Source organism: Binatus soli (SeqCode) (assembly GCF_050015535.1).
GTDB classification, from domain to species: domain Bacteria; phylum Desulfobacterota; class Binatia; order Binatales; family Binataceae; genus Binatus; species Binatus soli.
The window spans coordinates 31,228-46,945 of record NZ_JBEKBF010000020.1; the positions used below are offsets into that span (position 1 = coordinate 31,228).

The 15,718-nt window shown below is 62.3% G+C and carries 15 protein-coding genes; 5 read left to right on the top strand and 10 right to left on the bottom strand.

Features of this window, described 5'->3' with window-relative positions; genetic code table 11:
• Both topA and dprA read right to left on the bottom strand, forming a co-directional pair.
• Nucleotides 1-2,325 carry a type I DNA topoisomerase gene (gene topA / locus ABR989_RS14910; RefSeq protein WP_428130053.1) on the bottom strand — a complete coding sequence of 775 codons (2,325 nt, stop codon included), beginning with the start codon at nt 2,323-2,325 and terminating at the stop codon, nt 1-3.
• A gap of 102 nt (nt 2,326-2,427) precedes the next feature.
• Entirely contained in the window at nt 2,428-3,612 is a 1,185-nt protein-coding gene (dprA, locus tag ABR989_RS14915) for a DNA-processing protein DprA (RefSeq protein WP_428130055.1), read from the bottom strand.
• A gap of 307 nt (nt 3,613-3,919) precedes the next feature.
• Here dprA and ABR989_RS14920 point away from each other — a divergent pair, with 307 nt between their 5' ends.
• Entirely contained in the window at nt 3,920-4,465 is a 546-nt protein-coding gene (locus ABR989_RS14920; RefSeq protein WP_428130057.1) for a ferritin-like domain-containing protein, read from the top strand.
• Nucleotides 4,466-4,500: 35 nt separating this feature from the next.
• Here the strand turns inward: ABR989_RS14920 and pyrF are convergent, their stop codons facing one another.
• Nucleotides 4,501-5,391, bottom strand: coding sequence for an orotidine-5'-phosphate decarboxylase (gene pyrF / locus ABR989_RS14925; protein ID WP_428130058.1), 891 nt, complete (start codon nt 5,389-5,391; stop codon nt 4,501-4,503).
• Between the two features lie 106 nt (nt 5,392-5,497).
• Between pyrF and ABR989_RS14930 the strand changes: the two genes are divergently transcribed.
• The gene (locus ABR989_RS14930; protein WP_428130059.1) at nt 5,498-6,205 is read left to right on the top strand and encodes a hypothetical protein; all 708 of its coding nucleotides are present in this window, start codon (nt 5,498-5,500) and stop codon (nt 6,203-6,205) included.
• Nucleotides 6,206-6,219: 14 nt separating this feature from the next.
• Here the strand turns inward: ABR989_RS14930 and ABR989_RS14935 are convergent, their stop codons facing one another.
• The gene (locus ABR989_RS14935; RefSeq protein ID WP_428130060.1) at nt 6,220-6,900 is read right to left on the bottom strand and encodes a DNA-3-methyladenine glycosylase family protein; all 681 of its coding nucleotides are present in this window, start codon (nt 6,898-6,900) and stop codon (nt 6,220-6,222) included.
• Nucleotides 6,901-6,960: 60 nt separating this feature from the next.
• On the opposite strand from ABR989_RS14935, the gene ABR989_RS14940 reads away from it, so the two are divergent.
• Nucleotides 6,961-8,004, top strand: a complete 1,044-nt coding sequence (locus ABR989_RS14940) for a lysylphosphatidylglycerol synthase domain-containing protein (RefSeq protein ID WP_428130062.1) — start codon at nt 6,961-6,963, stop codon at nt 8,002-8,004.
• Between the two features lie 13 nt (nt 8,005-8,017).
• Here the strand turns inward: ABR989_RS14940 and ABR989_RS14945 are convergent, their stop codons facing one another.
• From ABR989_RS14945 to ABR989_RS14970, 6 genes are read right to left on the bottom strand one after another with little or no spacing between them, the layout of a single operon-like run.
• A complete protein-coding gene (locus tag ABR989_RS14945; protein ID WP_428130064.1) occupies nt 8,018-9,634 on the bottom strand; it encodes an ABC transporter substrate-binding protein in 1,617 nt (538 codons plus the stop codon).
• Nucleotides 9,631-10,443: an ABC transporter permease gene (locus ABR989_RS14950; protein WP_428130066.1), complete on the bottom strand. Its 813-nt coding sequence runs from the start codon at nt 10,441-10,443 to the stop codon at nt 9,631-9,633. Before ABR989_RS14950 ends, ABR989_RS14945 begins: the two co-directional genes overlap by 4 nt.
• On the bottom strand, nt 10,440-11,369 hold the full coding sequence (locus ABR989_RS14955; RefSeq protein WP_428130067.1) for an ABC transporter permease: 930 nt from the start codon (nt 11,367-11,369) through the stop codon (nt 10,440-10,442). Before ABR989_RS14955 ends, ABR989_RS14950 begins: the two co-directional genes overlap by 4 nt.
• 3 nt (nt 11,370-11,372) lie before the next feature.
• The gene (locus ABR989_RS14960; protein WP_428130069.1) at nt 11,373-11,624 is read right to left on the bottom strand and encodes a hypothetical protein; all 252 of its coding nucleotides are present in this window, start codon (nt 11,622-11,624) and stop codon (nt 11,373-11,375) included.
• An 11-nt stretch (nt 11,625-11,635) separates the two neighbouring features.
• Nucleotides 11,636-12,361, bottom strand: a complete 726-nt coding sequence (locus ABR989_RS14965; protein WP_428130071.1) for a VIT1/CCC1 transporter family protein — start codon at nt 12,359-12,361, stop codon at nt 11,636-11,638.
• Nucleotides 12,362-12,368: 7 nt separating this feature from the next.
• Nucleotides 12,369-12,896, bottom strand: a complete 528-nt coding sequence (locus ABR989_RS14970) for a redoxin domain-containing protein (protein WP_428130072.1) — start codon at nt 12,894-12,896, stop codon at nt 12,369-12,371.
• A gap of 262 nt (nt 12,897-13,158) precedes the next feature.
• Here ABR989_RS14970 and proS point away from each other — a divergent pair, with 262 nt between their 5' ends.
• Both proS and ABR989_RS14980 read left to right on the top strand, forming a co-directional pair.
• A complete protein-coding gene (gene proS / locus ABR989_RS14975) occupies nt 13,159-14,631 on the top strand; it encodes a proline--tRNA ligase (RefSeq protein ID WP_428130073.1) in 1,473 nt (490 codons plus the stop codon).
• 210 nt (nt 14,632-14,841) lie between these two features.
• Nucleotides 14,842-15,672, top strand: coding sequence for an alpha/beta hydrolase family protein (locus ABR989_RS14980; RefSeq protein WP_428130075.1), 831 nt, complete (start codon nt 14,842-14,844; stop codon nt 15,670-15,672).
• Nucleotides 15,673-15,718 lie beyond the last annotated feature (46 nt).

The following is a 15,718-nucleotide window of genomic DNA, read 5'->3' on the forward strand; positions in this document are numbered from 1 at the left end:
CTACGCGGGAGGCGTCGAGGCCGGCGCAGCGGCGGGCTGCTCGACGACCGGAGCGGGAGCTTTGTAGCCGCATTCCTTGTTGGCGCATTGCCAGGTGATGCCGGTGCGCTTCAAGTTCTTCTCGACCATATAGTTTGCGCCGCAAGACGGGCATGGATGCGGGACGACTTTGTCCCAGGCTGCGAATTTACATTTCGGATAGCGGCCGCATCCGTAGAAAATCTTTCCGCGGCGGCTGCGACGCTCGAGGATTTCGCCTTCCTTGCATTCCGGACACGCGACCCCGGTCTTCGCCGGCGCCGACTGAAGGCGCTTGATTCCGTCGCAGTCCGGATACCCGGAGCATCCCAGGAATTCGCCGAAGCGTGAGCGCCGCTTGACCATCGGCTTGCCGCACTTCTCGCAGACCTCGTCGGTGGGCACGGGCGCCGACGGAGCCTTGAGCGTGATATTGCCCTGGTCGTCGCGCGCGATCTCCCCGGTGTTGGTGCATTTGGGGTAGTTCGAGCAGGCGACGAACTCGCCGTTGCGTCCCCATTTGATCACCATGTCTCCGCCGTCGAGCTCGCATTTGAGCCCGGTGGGCAGGCCCTTGCGCTTGACCTCGGGCATTTTCTGCTTCGCCTCGGCAAGGTCCTTCGCGAACGGGCCGTAAAAGCGCCGCAGCGTCTTCACCCAGTTCTCGGCGCCCTCTTCCACCTTGTCGAGATCCTCTTCGAACTGCGCGGTGAAGCCGGATTCCAAAATGTCGGGAAACGCCTTGACCAGCATGTCGTTGACGACCCGCCCGAGCGATGTCGGACGCATCCGCTTGCTCTCGTCTTCTTCGACGTACTCGACCCTCAGAATGCTCGTCATGATTGCGGCGTACGTCGAGGGACGCCCTATCCCCTGCTCTTCGAGCTCCTTGATGAGCGTGGCTTGCGTGAAGCGCGGCGGCGGCTGCGTGAAATGCTGCTCCGGGTCCAGCCCCAGCAATTTGAGCGTCTCGCCTTCGGTGAGCAGCGGCAAGGCGCCTTCTTCGTCATCGCCCGACGTATCGTCCTGGCCTTCGATATACACGCGCATGAAGCCGTCGAACTTCATCACTTGCCCGGTCGCGCGGAAGATGGCGTCGGCCGATTCGATGTCCACGGTCGTGCGGTCGTACACCGCCGGCGTCATCTGGCTCGAGACGAAGCGATTGTAAATCAGCGTGTAGAGCGCGAGCGCATCCTTGTCGAGGTAGCGGGCGATCGACTCGGGGTCGCGCTCGACGGCGGTCGGGCGAATAGCTTCGTGAGCGCCCTGCGCCTGCTTGCCGGATCGATAAAAGTTCGGCTTGTCGGGAACATACTCTTTGCCATAGCGCGAGCCGATATGATTGCGGACGGACTCGAGCGCCTGATCGGAAACGCGCGGCGAGTCGGTGCGCATATAAGTGATAAGCCCGACCGCGCCCTGCTCGCCAAGCTCGACGCCCTCGTACAGCTTCTGCGCGATCTGCATCGTGCGCCGCGGCTGAAAGTAGAGCTTGCGCGAGGCCTCCTGCTGGAGCCGCGAGGTGATGAACGGGGGTGTCGGACTGCGGCGGACTTCCTTGCGCTCGACACTTTTGACTTTGAAGGGCGCGGCCTCGACCGCCGCCATGATCGCGCGCGCCTCGGCCTCGGGCAGCTTGCGGGATTTATTGTCGATGCGCTTGTCTTTGTAGCTGGAGAGCCGGGCCTTGAACGGCGGAGGATTCTTGCCTGAAAGGCGGGCGTCGAGCGTCCAGTACTCTTCGGCGCGGAATGCCTCGCGCTCGCGTTCGCGATCGACGATGATTCGCAGCGCAACCGATTGCACGCGCCCGGCGCTGATCCCGCGCTTGACCTTGTCCCACAGCAGCGGACTTATCTTGTATCCAACCAGCCGATCGAGCACCCGGCGCGCCTGGTACGCGTCGAACAGGTTGTGATCGAGGTTCGAGGGATTGGCAACGGCCTCCTTGACGGCGGCGGGTGTGATTTCATGGAGCAGTACGCGACGGACGTTGGACTTGGTCTTGCCAAGATGTTCGGCGATATGCCACGCGATCGCCTCGCCTTCGCGGTCGGGGTCGCTGGCGAGGTAGATGTTTTCCTTGCCCTTGGCGGCGCTCTTGATCTCGCCGATTACCTTCTCTTTGCCCTTGATTACAACGTAGTCGGGCGCGAAATCGTGCTCGACATCGACACCCAGCTTGCTTTTGGGCAGGTCCACCACATGGCCGACCGAGGGCATGACCTGGTATTCGCTGCCGAGGTAACGCTTGATGGTTTTCGCCTTTGCGGGCGATTCGACGATTACGAGATTTTTTGCCACCGATCTATCCGCCTCCAGCTCCCGTTCCCGCCTTTCCCAAGGATGCAGGTTCCGTGCGAGGGGCGATCCCCCGACGTTCGCAGGAGTTACACCCTGCCAGACTTATGCAAGCGAGAAAAGCTTCCCCGGATGCTGGGTAACGCGGCCCTCAAGTTCCAGTTCCAGCAATAACCTAAGCACGGTTTGGGCATTTAGCCCGGAGGACTCGATTATCGAATCAACATGGAGCCTTTCGGATTCTTTTAGATTCTCTAAGATTGTCGTAGCGTCAGTTGCTATTTTGAGAGCCTTGGCGCCTTCGACCGAGTCGGCAATGGGAGAGACTTCAGCTCTCGTGTCGGACGTTGCCTGCGTCGGAGCCCGTTCTACAGGCTCGTTAGGCAGGCTGCGGGTCGCCACTGGCCGGCTGGCCATCTGAGGCGCCAGCTCCTCGATCACGTCCTCGACGCATTCGACCAGCTTCGCGCCGTCCTTCAGCAGGCGATTGCTGCCTCGCGTTTTGCCGGAAAGCGGACTGCCGGGGACGGCGAACACCTGGCGATCCTGTTCGAGCGCCATTCGCGCCGTGATCAGCGAGCCGCTCTTTTCAGCCGCCTCGACGATTACGACGCCCAGGCATAGACCCGACAGGATGCGGTTGCGAGTCGGAAAGTTCTCCGCCAGCGGCTGCGTTCCAATCGGGAGTTCACTGATGAGGGCGCCGCCGCCCGCGAGGATCGCTTCGGCCAGCTTGCGATGCTCGGCGGGATAGATGACGTCAACGCCGCATCCCAGCACGGCGAATGTTTTGCCGTGCGCGTCGAGCGCTCCCTGATGCGCCTCGCCGTCGATTCCACGCGCCAGGCCGCTCACTACAGTGAAGCCCTTGGCAGCCAGCTCGAGGCCGAGCCTCTGCGCCATCCGCCGGCCGATATCGCTGGCCGCGCGCGCGCCGACGATTGCGATGCAGGTGGGATCGCCGAGCTGGGCTGTGCCGCGCACGAACAGGAACGGGGGCGGATCGGCGATTTGGCGCAAATTTGGCGGATAGTCGGCGTCAGTCCATTTGACGAGGCGCGCGCCGATGTTCGGCAGCTCGCACAGCTCTTTCTCGAGCGGCTCGAAGTCGCGAAATTCTGCGATATTGCGCGCGGTGTTGCGCGGCACGCCGGCGGCCGCGATCTCGTCGGCATTGAGCTGGAATATTTTTTCGGGGGCGCCGAACTTTTCGATCAGCAGCTTGCAGGTTCGCGGACCGACTCCGCGAGCACTTCTCAATGCGAGCCAATAAACGTCTGGTGACGGCATCGCGCACCACCCGCGACAATCGCGCGGCTGCCCCTCGATGGACAGCCCGCAACTTCGCGCCGTGATATAAATAAGTTGTTCTTAACGCCGAAGATTCGCAACCTGATCATCAAAGCGGCGTATTCCCAGGACGGCCGCCGCAGCGAGCACCCGCGGCCGCGTTTTATTGACCGTGCGAAAGGAATCGCATAAGTTAAGCGTAACCGTTTCATCTGCTAATATTACATATTGGCCGTCGTTTTTTTGACGGTTGACGGAGGACGAGGTATTGGGCGCTACAGCACTTGCAACGAGGGATTTCGCCAGAATGTCCGCAAACGAGAAGCAGATTCTCATCTTTAGCTTCTATCGCGATGCCGAATTGCGGGGGGCGCGCTTGCTCTTCAATCTCCTGGGACACATGAAAGACGGCGAGTCGCTGCTCAAGATGACGGCTCATCTCGCGGACGAAACGCGCCATGCTTATCTATGGACCAAGCGAATCGCGGATCTGGGCGGCGCTCCGGTCCTTATCGACGACGGCTACCAGCGCCGGCTCGGACTTCGCACCGGCGTGCCCAAAACGATTCTCGATCTGCTCGCATTGACTGTCGTGGTCGAAGAGCGCGCGCAAAGCCGTTACAACGCGCATATCGCGCTGCCCAACGTCGATCCGGAGACGATGGAAGTCCTGCGGTCCGTCATGAAAGACGAACCGTGGCATCTGTCGTGGATCGAAAAGGAAATGCACGAAATCGCCAGGCAGCAGGGCAACGAAGAGCAGGCGGAAAAGGCGCTCGAGCGCTACCGGACGATCGATCGCGAAGTTTACGCCACGCTGGCCGCGGACGAAGCCGAACTGCTGCGCGCGTAGCCGCGTGGGCGGCTAACCCGATCATTGTGCATTCATCACGCGGTGTGCGATAACCCTTCGGTGCGGCGCGCGGCAAGCGCGGCATTCAATTCCAGGCGCATCGCCTCGGCGTACTCGGCGGCAGCCTCGCCGGGCTTGCCGCCGTCCCTTTTCTGATACGCGTACATCAGGCTTCGGCTCGCATTCACGATGCACCCTGTACCGTCCGTGCGCGCCGACGCGACCGCGTCTGCCGCCGACGCACCTTGCGCGCCATATCCCGGCGCCAGGATCGTCGCGGCCGGCATCAATTCGCGCGCGCGCCGCGCATGCTCGGGATAAGTCGCGCCGACTACCGCGCCGACGGGGCTGAGACCGCTGGCGCCGGCGAGAACGTAATCGGCGCCCCATCCGTTCACGCGCGCCGCAACCGACTCCCATAGCGGACGCCCTGATGCGCTCAGATCCTGAAATTCCCCCGACGAGGGATTCGACGTCCTCACCAGCACGAACACCCCGCGGCCGTCTCTCACCTTCGCGAGAAACGGCATCAGCGTGTCGCTGCCCTGGTACGGGTTGACGGTCACGGCGTCGCAACTGAAGTCGCCATCGCCCAGAAAAGCCTCGGCATAGGCAGACGACGTCGTGCCGATATCGCCGCGCTTCGCATCCGCGATCGTAATCAAGCCGAGCCGCCGGGCCAGCTTGACGACCTCACAAAACGCGCGCATCCCCTCCAGCCCGCGCGCTTCGTAAAACGCCAACTGCGGCTTGACCGCGACCGCAGAGCGCGCGCACGCCTCGACGATTTCGCAGCAGAAGCGCGCCAGAGTGTAACCGCGCGGGATTCCGGGCGCGCCCGGCGCATCGAGCTGGGGATCGATGCCGAGCACCACGACGCTCTCTTTGAGACGCGACGCTTGTGCAAGGCGATCGGCAAAATTCATCGCGCGGATTATCGCATACTGCGGCCCGCACGTCACATCGGGTCGTTGCGTTTTCGCGTCCGTCGCGGGCATCCTTTTGGGACGGCAACGACAGGAAAAAACCGGCATGAACAACCTGACTATTGTCACCAAGCTCCGTTTTATGGCCGCGCTGGCGCCGGTGATTCTGTTGCTGGCAGCCGCGCTGATTGCAGGCGCGTTTCACGTCTTCGGGACGGCGCCGGGGGATATCTACGAGAACGAGTATGCGGCGGCGCGCGCGGCCGAGGGGATGGAAAACGCACTTTACAAGATGGATTGGGGACGCACGCAATCCGACGCATCTCAAATCGTGCTCGATCAGCAGCGTGGCTTCATTTCTGAAATCGAGATCGCACGATCGCATATCGGAAGCCGCGAGCAGGCCGAACGGATCGAGAAAATCGCCAACGACGCACGCCCGCTGTTCGACGCGCTGCGCGCGGCACAGCCGGGCGACGACAGCCTCGCGCCGCGCCTGCGCGATCTGGAAGGGACGGTGGCGGATTTGATGAGCCTTGATGACGCGGCTTTGATCGCGGTCGCTGCCGGCGCCGAATCGCAGGCGCGCATCATGATTGCGATCACAATTGTGGGACTGGTCGTCGTCCCGTGGATTTGTTTCGTCGTGATCGCGCGCCTGTCCGGCGGTCTCTACACCGAACTAAAGGAAATGCGCCGCCGCGTAGACGCGCTCGCCGAGCGCCAACCAACTCCGTGCGACGAAGCGCGCGCGCTTGACGAATCGCTGTCCAGGCTAGGCTTCCCAAAACCGAACCCAATGCTCGCCGAGTAGCCCGGCGCGCAATCTTACCGCTTCTTGCGTTTCGCGACTGCCTTGGCCGTCGTCTTCGCTCCACCGTCGGGCAGCACGATGTCGAGGCTGCGCCACAGGTACCATGCCGCCGCGGTTCGGTACGGACGCCATCGCTCGGCGTGCTTGAGCAGGCGCTTGCGATTGGGCCGTTGGCGCATCCTGTAGTGCCGCATGACTGCGTTCTGGACGCCGAGATCGTCGGCCGGCATCACGTCGGGCCTTCCCAGGTTGAACATCAGGAAGATTTCAGCCGTCCACTTGCCGATTCCCTTCACCCGCGTGAGATCGGCGATGATCTCCTCGTCGGTCATTCGATGGAAGCGATGGAAGTTGAGCTTGCGGTCTCGAACGTGCGCGGCGAGGTCCTTTATGTAGAGCGCCTTCTTTTCCGAGAGGCCCACGCTGCGCAGTTCCGAGTCGGTTTTGGCCATCACTTGCTCCGGCGAGGGAAATTCCACGCCGGGGAACAAGCCGACAAAGCGGCCGTAGATCGCGTTGGCCGCTGCCCCCGCAAGCTGCTGGAAAATGATCGTCCGCGCCAGTGCCTGGAAGCGCTCGCGGCGCGGCTGGATTCCAAGCGCACCGACCTCGGCAATAATCTGTGCGAGGACCGGGTCGGCCTTGCTAAGATGCATCCGCGCCTGGCGCGCGTACGGGACTCTTTCAGTTGGCATCGGATTAAAACCGCGGTTCGCCGAATCTTGCACGCCTGCTAAAGTCGTTCAATCTGTCCGATGAGCGAAGACACACGACTCCCGATGCGCCCCGACAACCTTGCGCCGCGCGATGAGATCCCGGCGCCTCGCGCGACACCGTTCTGGCGCAAGGCGATTCCGTACCTCGGGACGATCGTGATCTTTGCGCTGATCTTCTGGCGCATCCCGATTCGCAAAGTCGAGCAAGCGCTGTCGCAGGTGCCGGTGCTCAAATTCCTGGCGGTGTTCATGCCGTACTCGCTGTTTTACTGCGCGATCGATTCGGCCTGTCTCACCTGGGTCGTACGGCGCTTCAACGCGCGGATGCGCTATCGAGACATCCTGCCGATTCGCGCGAGCATGTACGTGCTGGCGCTGATTAACACCAGCCTCGCCCAGGGCGGCGTCGCGTATTACTTGCATCGCAAAGCCGGAGTCAGTTTCCTGAGCGCGCTCAGCTCAGTGCTTTTCATCGCGATGCTCGAAATCTACCAACTCTTTCTGTTCTCGACGCTCGGGGTAATCTTCTACACGCCGGTCGGCGACGCGCAGGTAAGAATAGTTGCGATACTTCGCGTTGTGTACATCGTGGCGTGGGCGATGCTGGCGGGAATCATCACTTTCTTCGCGATTGCCCGGCGCAGCACGCCGATCCGGAACTGGGTCGAGACCGGAAGGGCGGGCGCATTGCTGGCGACTTTTATCCAGGCGCGCCCTTTAGACTACCTGGTGGTGCTGGCGATCAAGGCGCCGACCTTCCTCGCCTCGGTCGTCGCGCAATATTATGCGCTGGCGCTGTACGGAATCGCGGTTCCGTTCGTGAAGCTGATGCTGTTTCTGCCGCTGGTGTTCCTGGCTGCCGCGCTGCCGATCGCGGTGGCTCATCTCGGGACCAGCCAGGCGGCGTGGCTGTTGTTCTTCTCGGGCAACGCATCGGCGGCGAAGATCGTCGCCTACAGTCTCGCGGCGCAACTCACCTTCATGCTTTGCAACGCGCTGATCGGAATGGTGTTCCTGCCGCGCGCCAGCCGCGAACTGACCGCGCTTCGCGCCGAGACCGCAAGCACGTCAGCAACCGTGTGAGACTCATCGCTCGTTAATCCGGGTGCGGGGAGAGCCAGACGTGCTCGAAGCGCGTCGGGCGCATCGGATTGATCACGTAATCGTGCACCCACGGCTGGCGGATTATGTAAGTCACCGGGTAGTAGAGAAAAACCCACGGCGCGTCGGCGACGATGATCTTCTCGGCCTGGTCGTAAAGCCCGTAGCGCTTCTTCATGTCGGCTACGGGCTCGGCTTCATCAAGCAGTTGCTCGACTTCGGGGTTGGAATAAAAGCTGTCGTTGTTGGAACCCCACTGAGCGCGCGAAAGCAGCGCCCCAAGAAAATTCTCGGGATCGGGGAAATCAGCCTCCCACCCCTGCATGAACGATTGCACCGTATGCGGCTGGCGAATCGCTTCGAGAAACGGCCCCCACGCGATCGGTTTCAGCCTGGCGCGGATACCGAGCGGCGCGAGATCCTGCTGTATCGATTGCGCGAGCATCAGGATGGTCTGATCGGCGCGCATCCAGATTTCAAACTCGAAGCCGTGTGCGAGATGCGCTTCTTCGAGCAGTGCGCGCGCCTTCGTCGGGTCATAGTCGTAACCCTTGAGATCGGGGTCGTAGCCGGGCAGGTTCGGGGGCATGACGCCGCGCGCGACGATGCCGCGTCCGTTCAAAATTGCGATCAGCTTGTGGCGGTCAATTGCGTAACTCAGCGCGCGGCGCACGCGAACGTCGGTAAACGGCCACATCTGACAGTTCATGCCGAGGTAGCGGGTGGTGACCGTCGTTTTCGCCAAGGTCAACTTTCTGAACGCCGGAGTCTTCATGACGTAGGGAAACTCGGCCGGCGGAATATCGACCACCGCGTCGATTTGGCCCGCATCGAAGCGCAGCCATTGCAGCTCCTGGCTCACGCCGACCGACTCGACGATCGCGTCGAGATGCGGCAACGGCTTGGCGAAGTAATAGGGATTCTTCACCAGCACAAGGCGTTGCCCGCCAATCCAATCGCGCAGCATGAAGGCGCCGCTGCCAACCACGTGGCGGGAAAAATCGTCGCCCCATTTCTCCGCGACGTCGCGCGGGATAGCCGACGCAAACGGCATCGCGAGCTTGTGCGCGAAGATCGGGTCGGGTGCGCTCAAATGGAAAACGATTGTCGAATTGTCAGGCGTGTCGATGCCGCTCACGTGCGGGTTGCGATGCGCGGCGAAATCGGCCGAGCCCGCGATACCGCGGTAGTACTCCATCCCTCTCGAGCGCGTGGCGGGATTCAGCACGCGTTCGATTCCGTAGCGGAAGTCGCCGCTGGTTACGCTTCGTCCATCGGAAAAACGGGCGTCGGCGCGCAGGTGAAAGGTAAAAGTCGTCGCGTCGGGCGAGCTTTCCCACGCGGTTGCGATATCGGGTTCGAGTTCGATATTGCCGTCGCCGTAGCGCACGAGGGTGTCGAAAATTGCCTGCTCGAAAGTCCAGGAAACGGTGTCGTATCCCGCGGCCGGGTCCAGCGTCGGTATGTCGTCGGCATCCGCAAGCCGGATTACCATCGCGTGCGGCGGTAAGTTGAGCGGGGGTGGTCCGCCGCCGCATCCCACGGCAAATGCGATCTCGATCGCGAGGAGCAACAGCGCGATGCGCGCCGGCTTGAGTCTTCGACGCATCATTGCGAGCGCCGGCGCAAAAATCCGTAGCCGAGCAGATTGAAGCTCAGCACCGCGTAAAAGATCGCCAGACCGGGAAAGGTCGCCAGCCACGGCGCCGTGCGGAAGTAAATCGTCGCCTCTTCGATCATTCGGCCCCAACTCGGCGTTGGCGGCGGCACGCCCAGCCCGAGAAAGCTGAGCGCCGCGTCGAGCAGCAGGGTGTCGGAGGTTCTGAGCGCCGCCATCACGACGATTATCGGCAAGACGTTGGGCAGGATATGCAGGGCGATCAGCCGGCGCGACGGCGCACCCAGTGCCTTGGCGCCGACCACGAAATCCCGCTTGGACATCGCAAGCGTTTCCGCCCGCACCACGCGTGCGATCGACGTCCATGAAACGAGCCCGATGACGATGAAGATCGTGCGCAAACTCGGTCCCAGCACCGCTACCAGCGCCATCGCGAGCAGCAGCGGCGGCAAGGACAGCATCAGGTCCGTGAAGCGCATCAGAAGAAAATCCACTGCGCCACCGAAGAATCCCGAGCACAGGCCGATCGCGATGCCGATGGTCATCGTGACCGCCATCGCGGCGACGCCGACGGTGAGCGATATTCGGGCGCCGAAGATGATGCGCGAGAGCACGTCGCGACCGAGTTCGTCGGTGCCCATCGGGAATGCGAGTGTGGGCGCGCCGGGATCGCCAAAGGTAGGCGCGACGACGATTGTCGGATCGTGCGGCGCCAGCATGGGCGCAAAGATCGCGACGATCACCAGCACGGTGACCATCGCAGCGCCAACGGTTTCGAGCGTGACGAGGCGGCGGATATTCATCCGGTCTCCGCCAGCCGGATGCGCGGATCGAGCCACGCGTAAAGCAGGTCCACCAGCAGGTTGACGACCACAATCAGCAACGCGGAGAACAGCACCGTGCCCATGATCACCGGGATGTCCAGATTGAAGATCGCCTCCGCCGCCAGCCGCCCGATTCCCGGCCAGTTGAAGACCGTCTCGGTCAGAACGACGCCCGAAAGCAGCCCCGCCAGATCGAGCCCGGCCAGCGTGACCAGCGGCAGCAGCGCGTTTGCCATCGCGTGCTTGAGCATCACGCGGACGCGCGAGAGACCCTTGCCGCGCGCGGTGCGCACGTAATCCTGATCGAACGCATCGGACAAGCTGGTGTGAAGAACGCGCGAATAGTAGCCGGCCGAGCCGAGCGCGAGGGTCAGCGTCGGCAGGATCAGGCTCGCGGCGCCGCTGTAACCGCCAAGCGGAAATGAGCGAATGGTGGCTGCCACCGCGATCAGCAGCATCGTGCCCAGCCAGAACACCGGGATTGACACCAGCGCCAGCGAGATGACCAGCAGGATGTTGTCGGCTGCGCGGCCGCGATACGCGGCGGCTATCGCGCCCATCGCAATTCCAAGCATCAATGACAACGCCATTGCGGCGCCCGCCAGCATGGCGGTTGCGGGAAGCCGATCGGCTATCAGCCGCGTCACGCTCTCGCGCCGGATGTACGAACGGCCCAGGTCGCCGTGAATCGCGCGATCGAAGTAGCGCGCGTACTGGACGTAGAGCGGCTGGTCCAGACCCATCTCGCTACGGATCGAGGCGAGAGTTTGCGGATCGGCCTTCGCCCCGGCCATCGCGACCGCGGGATCGGCGGGAACGACGAACGCGATCGCGAACGTGATGACTGACGTTCCGATAAGGACCGCCGCGCCAAATACGATTCGCCGTACGAGGTAGGCGAGCATCGTTCAGCCCGCGACGATCCCGCGTGCGGCAAGCTCGCGGCGGAGCCGGAGCTCTGCGCGCTCGCGATGGCGTTTGGCGCGGGCACTGTCTTCGATGGTATCGAGTGCGGCGCGAGCCTCAGGCGCAAGCGTCGCGATCGCCGCTGACATCCCGGCGAATAGCTGCTCGTCGTCGGAGCCGCGGGATGGGTCCGATTTGAGCGCGTGATAGTGCGCCAGAAATGCGGTCAACGATGAGTACGCAGGAACTTTCATGGCGGCCACCGTCAGCCCGCGGTCGCACCCAGCGGCGAGATCGCGAGTCCGATCAGATAGCCGGCCGCCGCCGCGCTCATCGCGATTGCAAGAAAGCGTATGCCCGACCGCCAGCGATCATCGCGATGCGCAAGCCATCCCTCGAAGTATCCAACCCCGAACAAGGTGAGCGCGGTTGCGGCGAGCGCGCCGCCAAGGTCGTAGCGAGGAACTGCAATCAGCATGTACGGCAGCAACGGCACCACCGCGCCGACCAGGAATGCGATTCCCATCACGACTCCATCCAACGCCGGCCTGCCGATCATCGCGCCGCTGAGCCCGAACATCTTTGCCTCGGCGGTCGATGCGAGAGCCTTGGGAGAGGTGCTGAGCAACCGGACGACGCGATAGGCGCCCTCGCGGCTGAGGCCTTCCTTGCACAGCTCGTCGAGCAATCCTTCCTGGACGGTGTACGGCTTGGCGGCCGCCTCGACGCGCACCAGGTCGAGCTCGGCGCTCAGCACCTCGGTTTCCGCGCGCGTGCCCAAGTAGGCTCCTGCAGCCATCGAGAGCGCGCCGGCCGCGGTGGAAGCCAGGGCGGCGAGCGCGACCTGCGAATGCTGTGAGACGGCGCCACTGAGCCCGCACAGCACGCCCGCGGTCGTCAGCACGCCGTCCTGCACGCCGAACACAATTTCGCGGACGCTCGAGAGCCGCTCGAAGAGCCGCCTTTTTTTAGCGGGATCGATTGCGGCCAAGCTCGTCCTAGAACTCGCGGCTGGCCGGACCGAACTCGACGCCCGGCGTCCAATCGGCGGGGCAGAGTTGGCCGGTCCGGAGCGCGCGCACGATTCGAAGCGTCTCGATCACGCTGCGCCCAACGTTCAGCGGGCATGATGCGGCGAACACAACCTTGCGTTTCCGATCGAGGATGAACGTCGCACGCAACGCGACTTTTTCCTGGTCGTCGAAGACGCCGTAGGCGCGCGCCAGCTTGCCATCCGGATCGGCGAGCAGCGGGTAGCCGATTCCGCCGAGCTCGCGGGCCCATCGCAGATGGCTTTCAACGTCGTCGATACTGACACCCACGATCGTCGTTTCCTCGGCGGTAAATTCCTTCAGCGCCTTGTTGAAGCCCGTGACTTCGGTGGGACAGATGAAAGAAAAGTCGCGCGGATAGAAAAAGATCAGAACCAAATCGGAAGAAATTTTCGCGAGACTCGAGCGTGCGATACGCCCATTAAGGGCGCATTCAAGATCGAACGACGGTGCGGGATCGCCGGGCTTCAGCATCGCGGCCTCAAGTGCATGCTTGGTCGATAGCGCAAAAGCAAAACCTACTCAATCTCGAAGGTGAGAGAAACCGTCGCCGATCCCCCGACGCAGCGGGAGCGAACACCGGGATTACAATCGCAAGCGCAAGGCCGACGGCGGCTGCTCGGGGTCTCGGCTTCATGACTTTCACCTCGGACGCGCTCCGGAATAAGTTGATTCGAGCCGATTTTATCCGGAGACTGTATCAATTGACGATAATCACAATGGTCACGCAAGACGAATGGCGGAAAAACAAGCAAAACAAAATGAGAAGAAGGTAACCCCTCGCAGCGAGGACTTCGCCGCGTGGTACAACGACATCTGTATCCGCGCGGAGTTGGCGGACTACTCGCCGGTGCGCGGATGCATCGTGTTTCGTCCCGACGGTTTTGCCATCTGGGAGGCGATCCGCGACGAGCTCGACAAGCGCATCAAGAAAACCGGCGCCCGCAACGCATACTTCCCGCTGTTCATCCCGCAGAGCTTCCTGCAAAGGGAGGCGCAACACGTCGAGGGGTTCGCGCCCGAGCTTGCGGTCGTTACGCACGGCGGCGGCAAGGAGCTCGAAGAGCCGCTAATCGTGCGTCCCACCTCCGAGACGATCATCAACCATATGTTCGCGCAGTGGATCAGATCGCATCGCGACTTGCCGATGATGCTCAATCAATGGTGCAACGTCGTGCGATGGGAGATGCGCACCCGCATGTTCCTGCGCACTACCGAGTTCCTCTGGCAGGAGGGGCACACGGCGCACGCCACGCGCGAGGAAGCCGAACGCGAAACGCTCACGATGCTCGAGGTGTACCGGCAGTTCGTCGAGGAGTTCCTGTCGATTCCGCTGATCGTCGGACGCAAAAGCGCGGCCGAGCGATTCCCGGGCGCCGTCGAGACCTATTCGATCGAGGGTTTGATGGGCGACGGGCGCGCGCTGCAATGCGGCACCTCGCATTTTCTCGGCCAGAACTTCGCCAAGCCGTTCGAGATCCGCTACCTCGACGATCAAAATCAGATGCAGTTCGTGTGGCAGACGAGCTGGGGTGTATCGACGCGGCTGCTCGGCGCGATCGTGATGGCGCACGGCGACGACCAGGGACTGCGGCTGCCGCCGACGGTCGCATCGACGCAAGCGGTCGTCGTGCCGATATTTCGCAAACCCGAGGAGGGCGAAAAAGTGCTCGCCGCAGCCCGCGGCGCGCTGGAATCGCTGACGCAGGCGGGAATCCGCGCGCGCATCGACGATCGCGAAGGCCTGACGCCGGGTTTCAAGTTCAACGATTGGGAGATGCGCGGCGTGCCGGTGAGAATCGAGATCGGACCACGCGATGTCGCCTCGGGCGAAGCAGTACTCGCGCGGCGCGACAAGTCGGGACCGGAATCAAAGAGCAAAGCATCGCTCGCAACGATCGCGGATGCGGTCGGCGTGCTGCTGGGCGAGATTCAGAAAAATCTCTACGCGCAGGCAAAGGCCGCGATGATCGCGAATACGCGGAAGTTCGACGACTACGCCCAGTTTCGCCGGCACATGGAAGGCGAGGGCGGCGGCGGATTCGCCGACGTCTATTGGTGCGGGAATCCAGTCTGCGAAACGCGGATTAGCGAAGAGACCAAAGCGACCTGCCGCGTAATTCCACTCACGAGTGACGGGGCCGCGGGCAAGTGCATGGTATGCGGCGAATCGGCGCCGGAGCGCGCGTATTTCGCCAAGGCGTATTGAGCAAAAGAGACCGCGTAGGGATTAAATCTAGACGGACCGTTGTTGGTTTGAGTCTAAAGCAGGATTCAAAATGGAAATTCCGGGCTACTGCTTCAACCGTTGCAGGCAACCGCGGCGACGTGGACGAAATGGTTGCCACTGAGGCGTGGGCTGTCAGCACCTCTTTTTGGGGGCAGGGTTGGGCCGAGGCAGACGAGATAGGGGAACATGATGAATCTTCGACTTCTGTTTGGCGGCTTCCTGATAGGAGTGCTGCTCGCGGGATGCAACGTCCAAGCGACCCACGCTTCGGAAACCGTATCGTTTAAGAGTGGCGGATTGGTCCTCCACGGCCTGCTGTATAGGCCGGCAGGCGCGGGCCCGTTTCCGGTGGTCCTATACAATCACGGTAGCGCACCCGGCATGCTCAACAATGTTGCATTCGAAGCACTCGGACCGATGTTCGTGGCCCACGGGTGGGCTTTCTTTGCGCCCTATCGGCGAGGACAAGGTCTAAGCAGCGACGCGGGTCCCTACATCGGAGACGAAATCGCGGCCGCACGCTCCCGTGGCGGCGAAGCTCAGGCCGCCGACACTATGGTCAGGCTGCTCGAGACCAATCAATTTCAAGATCAGATGGCGGCGCTTGCCTGGCTGAAAAATCAGCCCTTCGTTCGCCCGACCAATATCGCGGTAATGGGAAACTCGTTCGGCGGCGTCGAGACTGTCCTGGGGGCCGCGCAGGGTGGATATTGCGCAGCGGTAGATGCTTCGGGCGGCGCGGAGAGTTGGGATCAGGCCCCCGCCCTGAGAGACTTAATGTTGAAAGCGGTCCAGCATTCAAAGGCGCCGATCTTGTTCTTTCAGGCCAAAAATGACTACAGCATAGTGCCGAGCGAGACACTTTATGCGGCCATGAGGACCGTCCGGAAGCCAGCTGAGATCCGCATTTATCCACCGTATGGAAATTCCACTGAGGATGGACATAGCTTTCCTTATCGCGGCGGTGGTGTATGGAAAGACGAGGTCTTTCGATTCTTGGACGCGAACTGTAAAGGCTAGCGGCATGTTTGGTGAAGAGTGCGTTGGCCCCGATCGCGGCATTCTC

Excerpts from the sequence above, each read along its gene's own strand:
- dprA (WP_428130055.1), bottom strand. The coding sequence starts at position 3,612 with ATGCCGTCACCAGACGTTTATTGGCTCGCATTGAGAAGTGCTCGCGGA.
- ABR989_RS14920 (WP_428130057.1), top strand. The coding sequence starts at position 3,920 with ATGTCCGCAAACGAGAAGCAGATTCTCATCTTTAGCTTCTATCGCGAT.
- pyrF (WP_428130058.1), bottom strand. The coding sequence starts at position 5,391 with ATGAATTTTGCCGATCGCCTTGCACAAGCGTCGCGTCTCAAAGAGAGC.
- ABR989_RS14930 (WP_428130059.1), top strand. The coding sequence starts at position 5,498 with ATGAACAACCTGACTATTGTCACCAAGCTCCGTTTTATGGCCGCGCTG.
- ABR989_RS14935 (WP_428130060.1), bottom strand. The coding sequence starts at position 6,900 with ATGCCAACTGAAAGAGTCCCGTACGCGCGCCAGGCGCGGATGCATCTT.
- ABR989_RS14940 (WP_428130062.1), top strand. The coding sequence starts at position 6,961 with ATGAGCGAAGACACACGACTCCCGATGCGCCCCGACAACCTTGCGCCG.
- ABR989_RS14945 (WP_428130064.1), bottom strand. The coding sequence starts at position 9,634 with ATGATGCGTCGAAGACTCAAGCCGGCGCGCATCGCGCTGTTGCTCCTC.
- ABR989_RS14950 (WP_428130066.1), bottom strand. The coding sequence starts at position 10,443 with ATGAATATCCGCCGCCTCGTCACGCTCGAAACCGTTGGCGCTGCGATG.
- ABR989_RS14955 (WP_428130067.1), bottom strand. The coding sequence starts at position 11,369 with ATGCTCGCCTACCTCGTACGGCGAATCGTATTTGGCGCGGCGGTCCTT.
- ABR989_RS14960 (WP_428130069.1), bottom strand. The coding sequence starts at position 11,624 with ATGAAAGTTCCTGCGTACTCATCGTTGACCGCATTTCTGGCGCACTAT.
- ABR989_RS14970 (WP_428130072.1), bottom strand. The coding sequence starts at position 12,896 with ATGCTGAAGCCCGGCGATCCCGCACCGTCGTTCGATCTTGAATGCGCC.
- proS (WP_428130073.1), top strand. The coding sequence starts at position 13,159 with ATGGCGGAAAAACAAGCAAAACAAAATGAGAAGAAGGTAACCCCTCGC.
- ABR989_RS14980 (WP_428130075.1), top strand. The coding sequence starts at position 14,842 with ATGAATCTTCGACTTCTGTTTGGCGGCTTCCTGATAGGAGTGCTGCTC.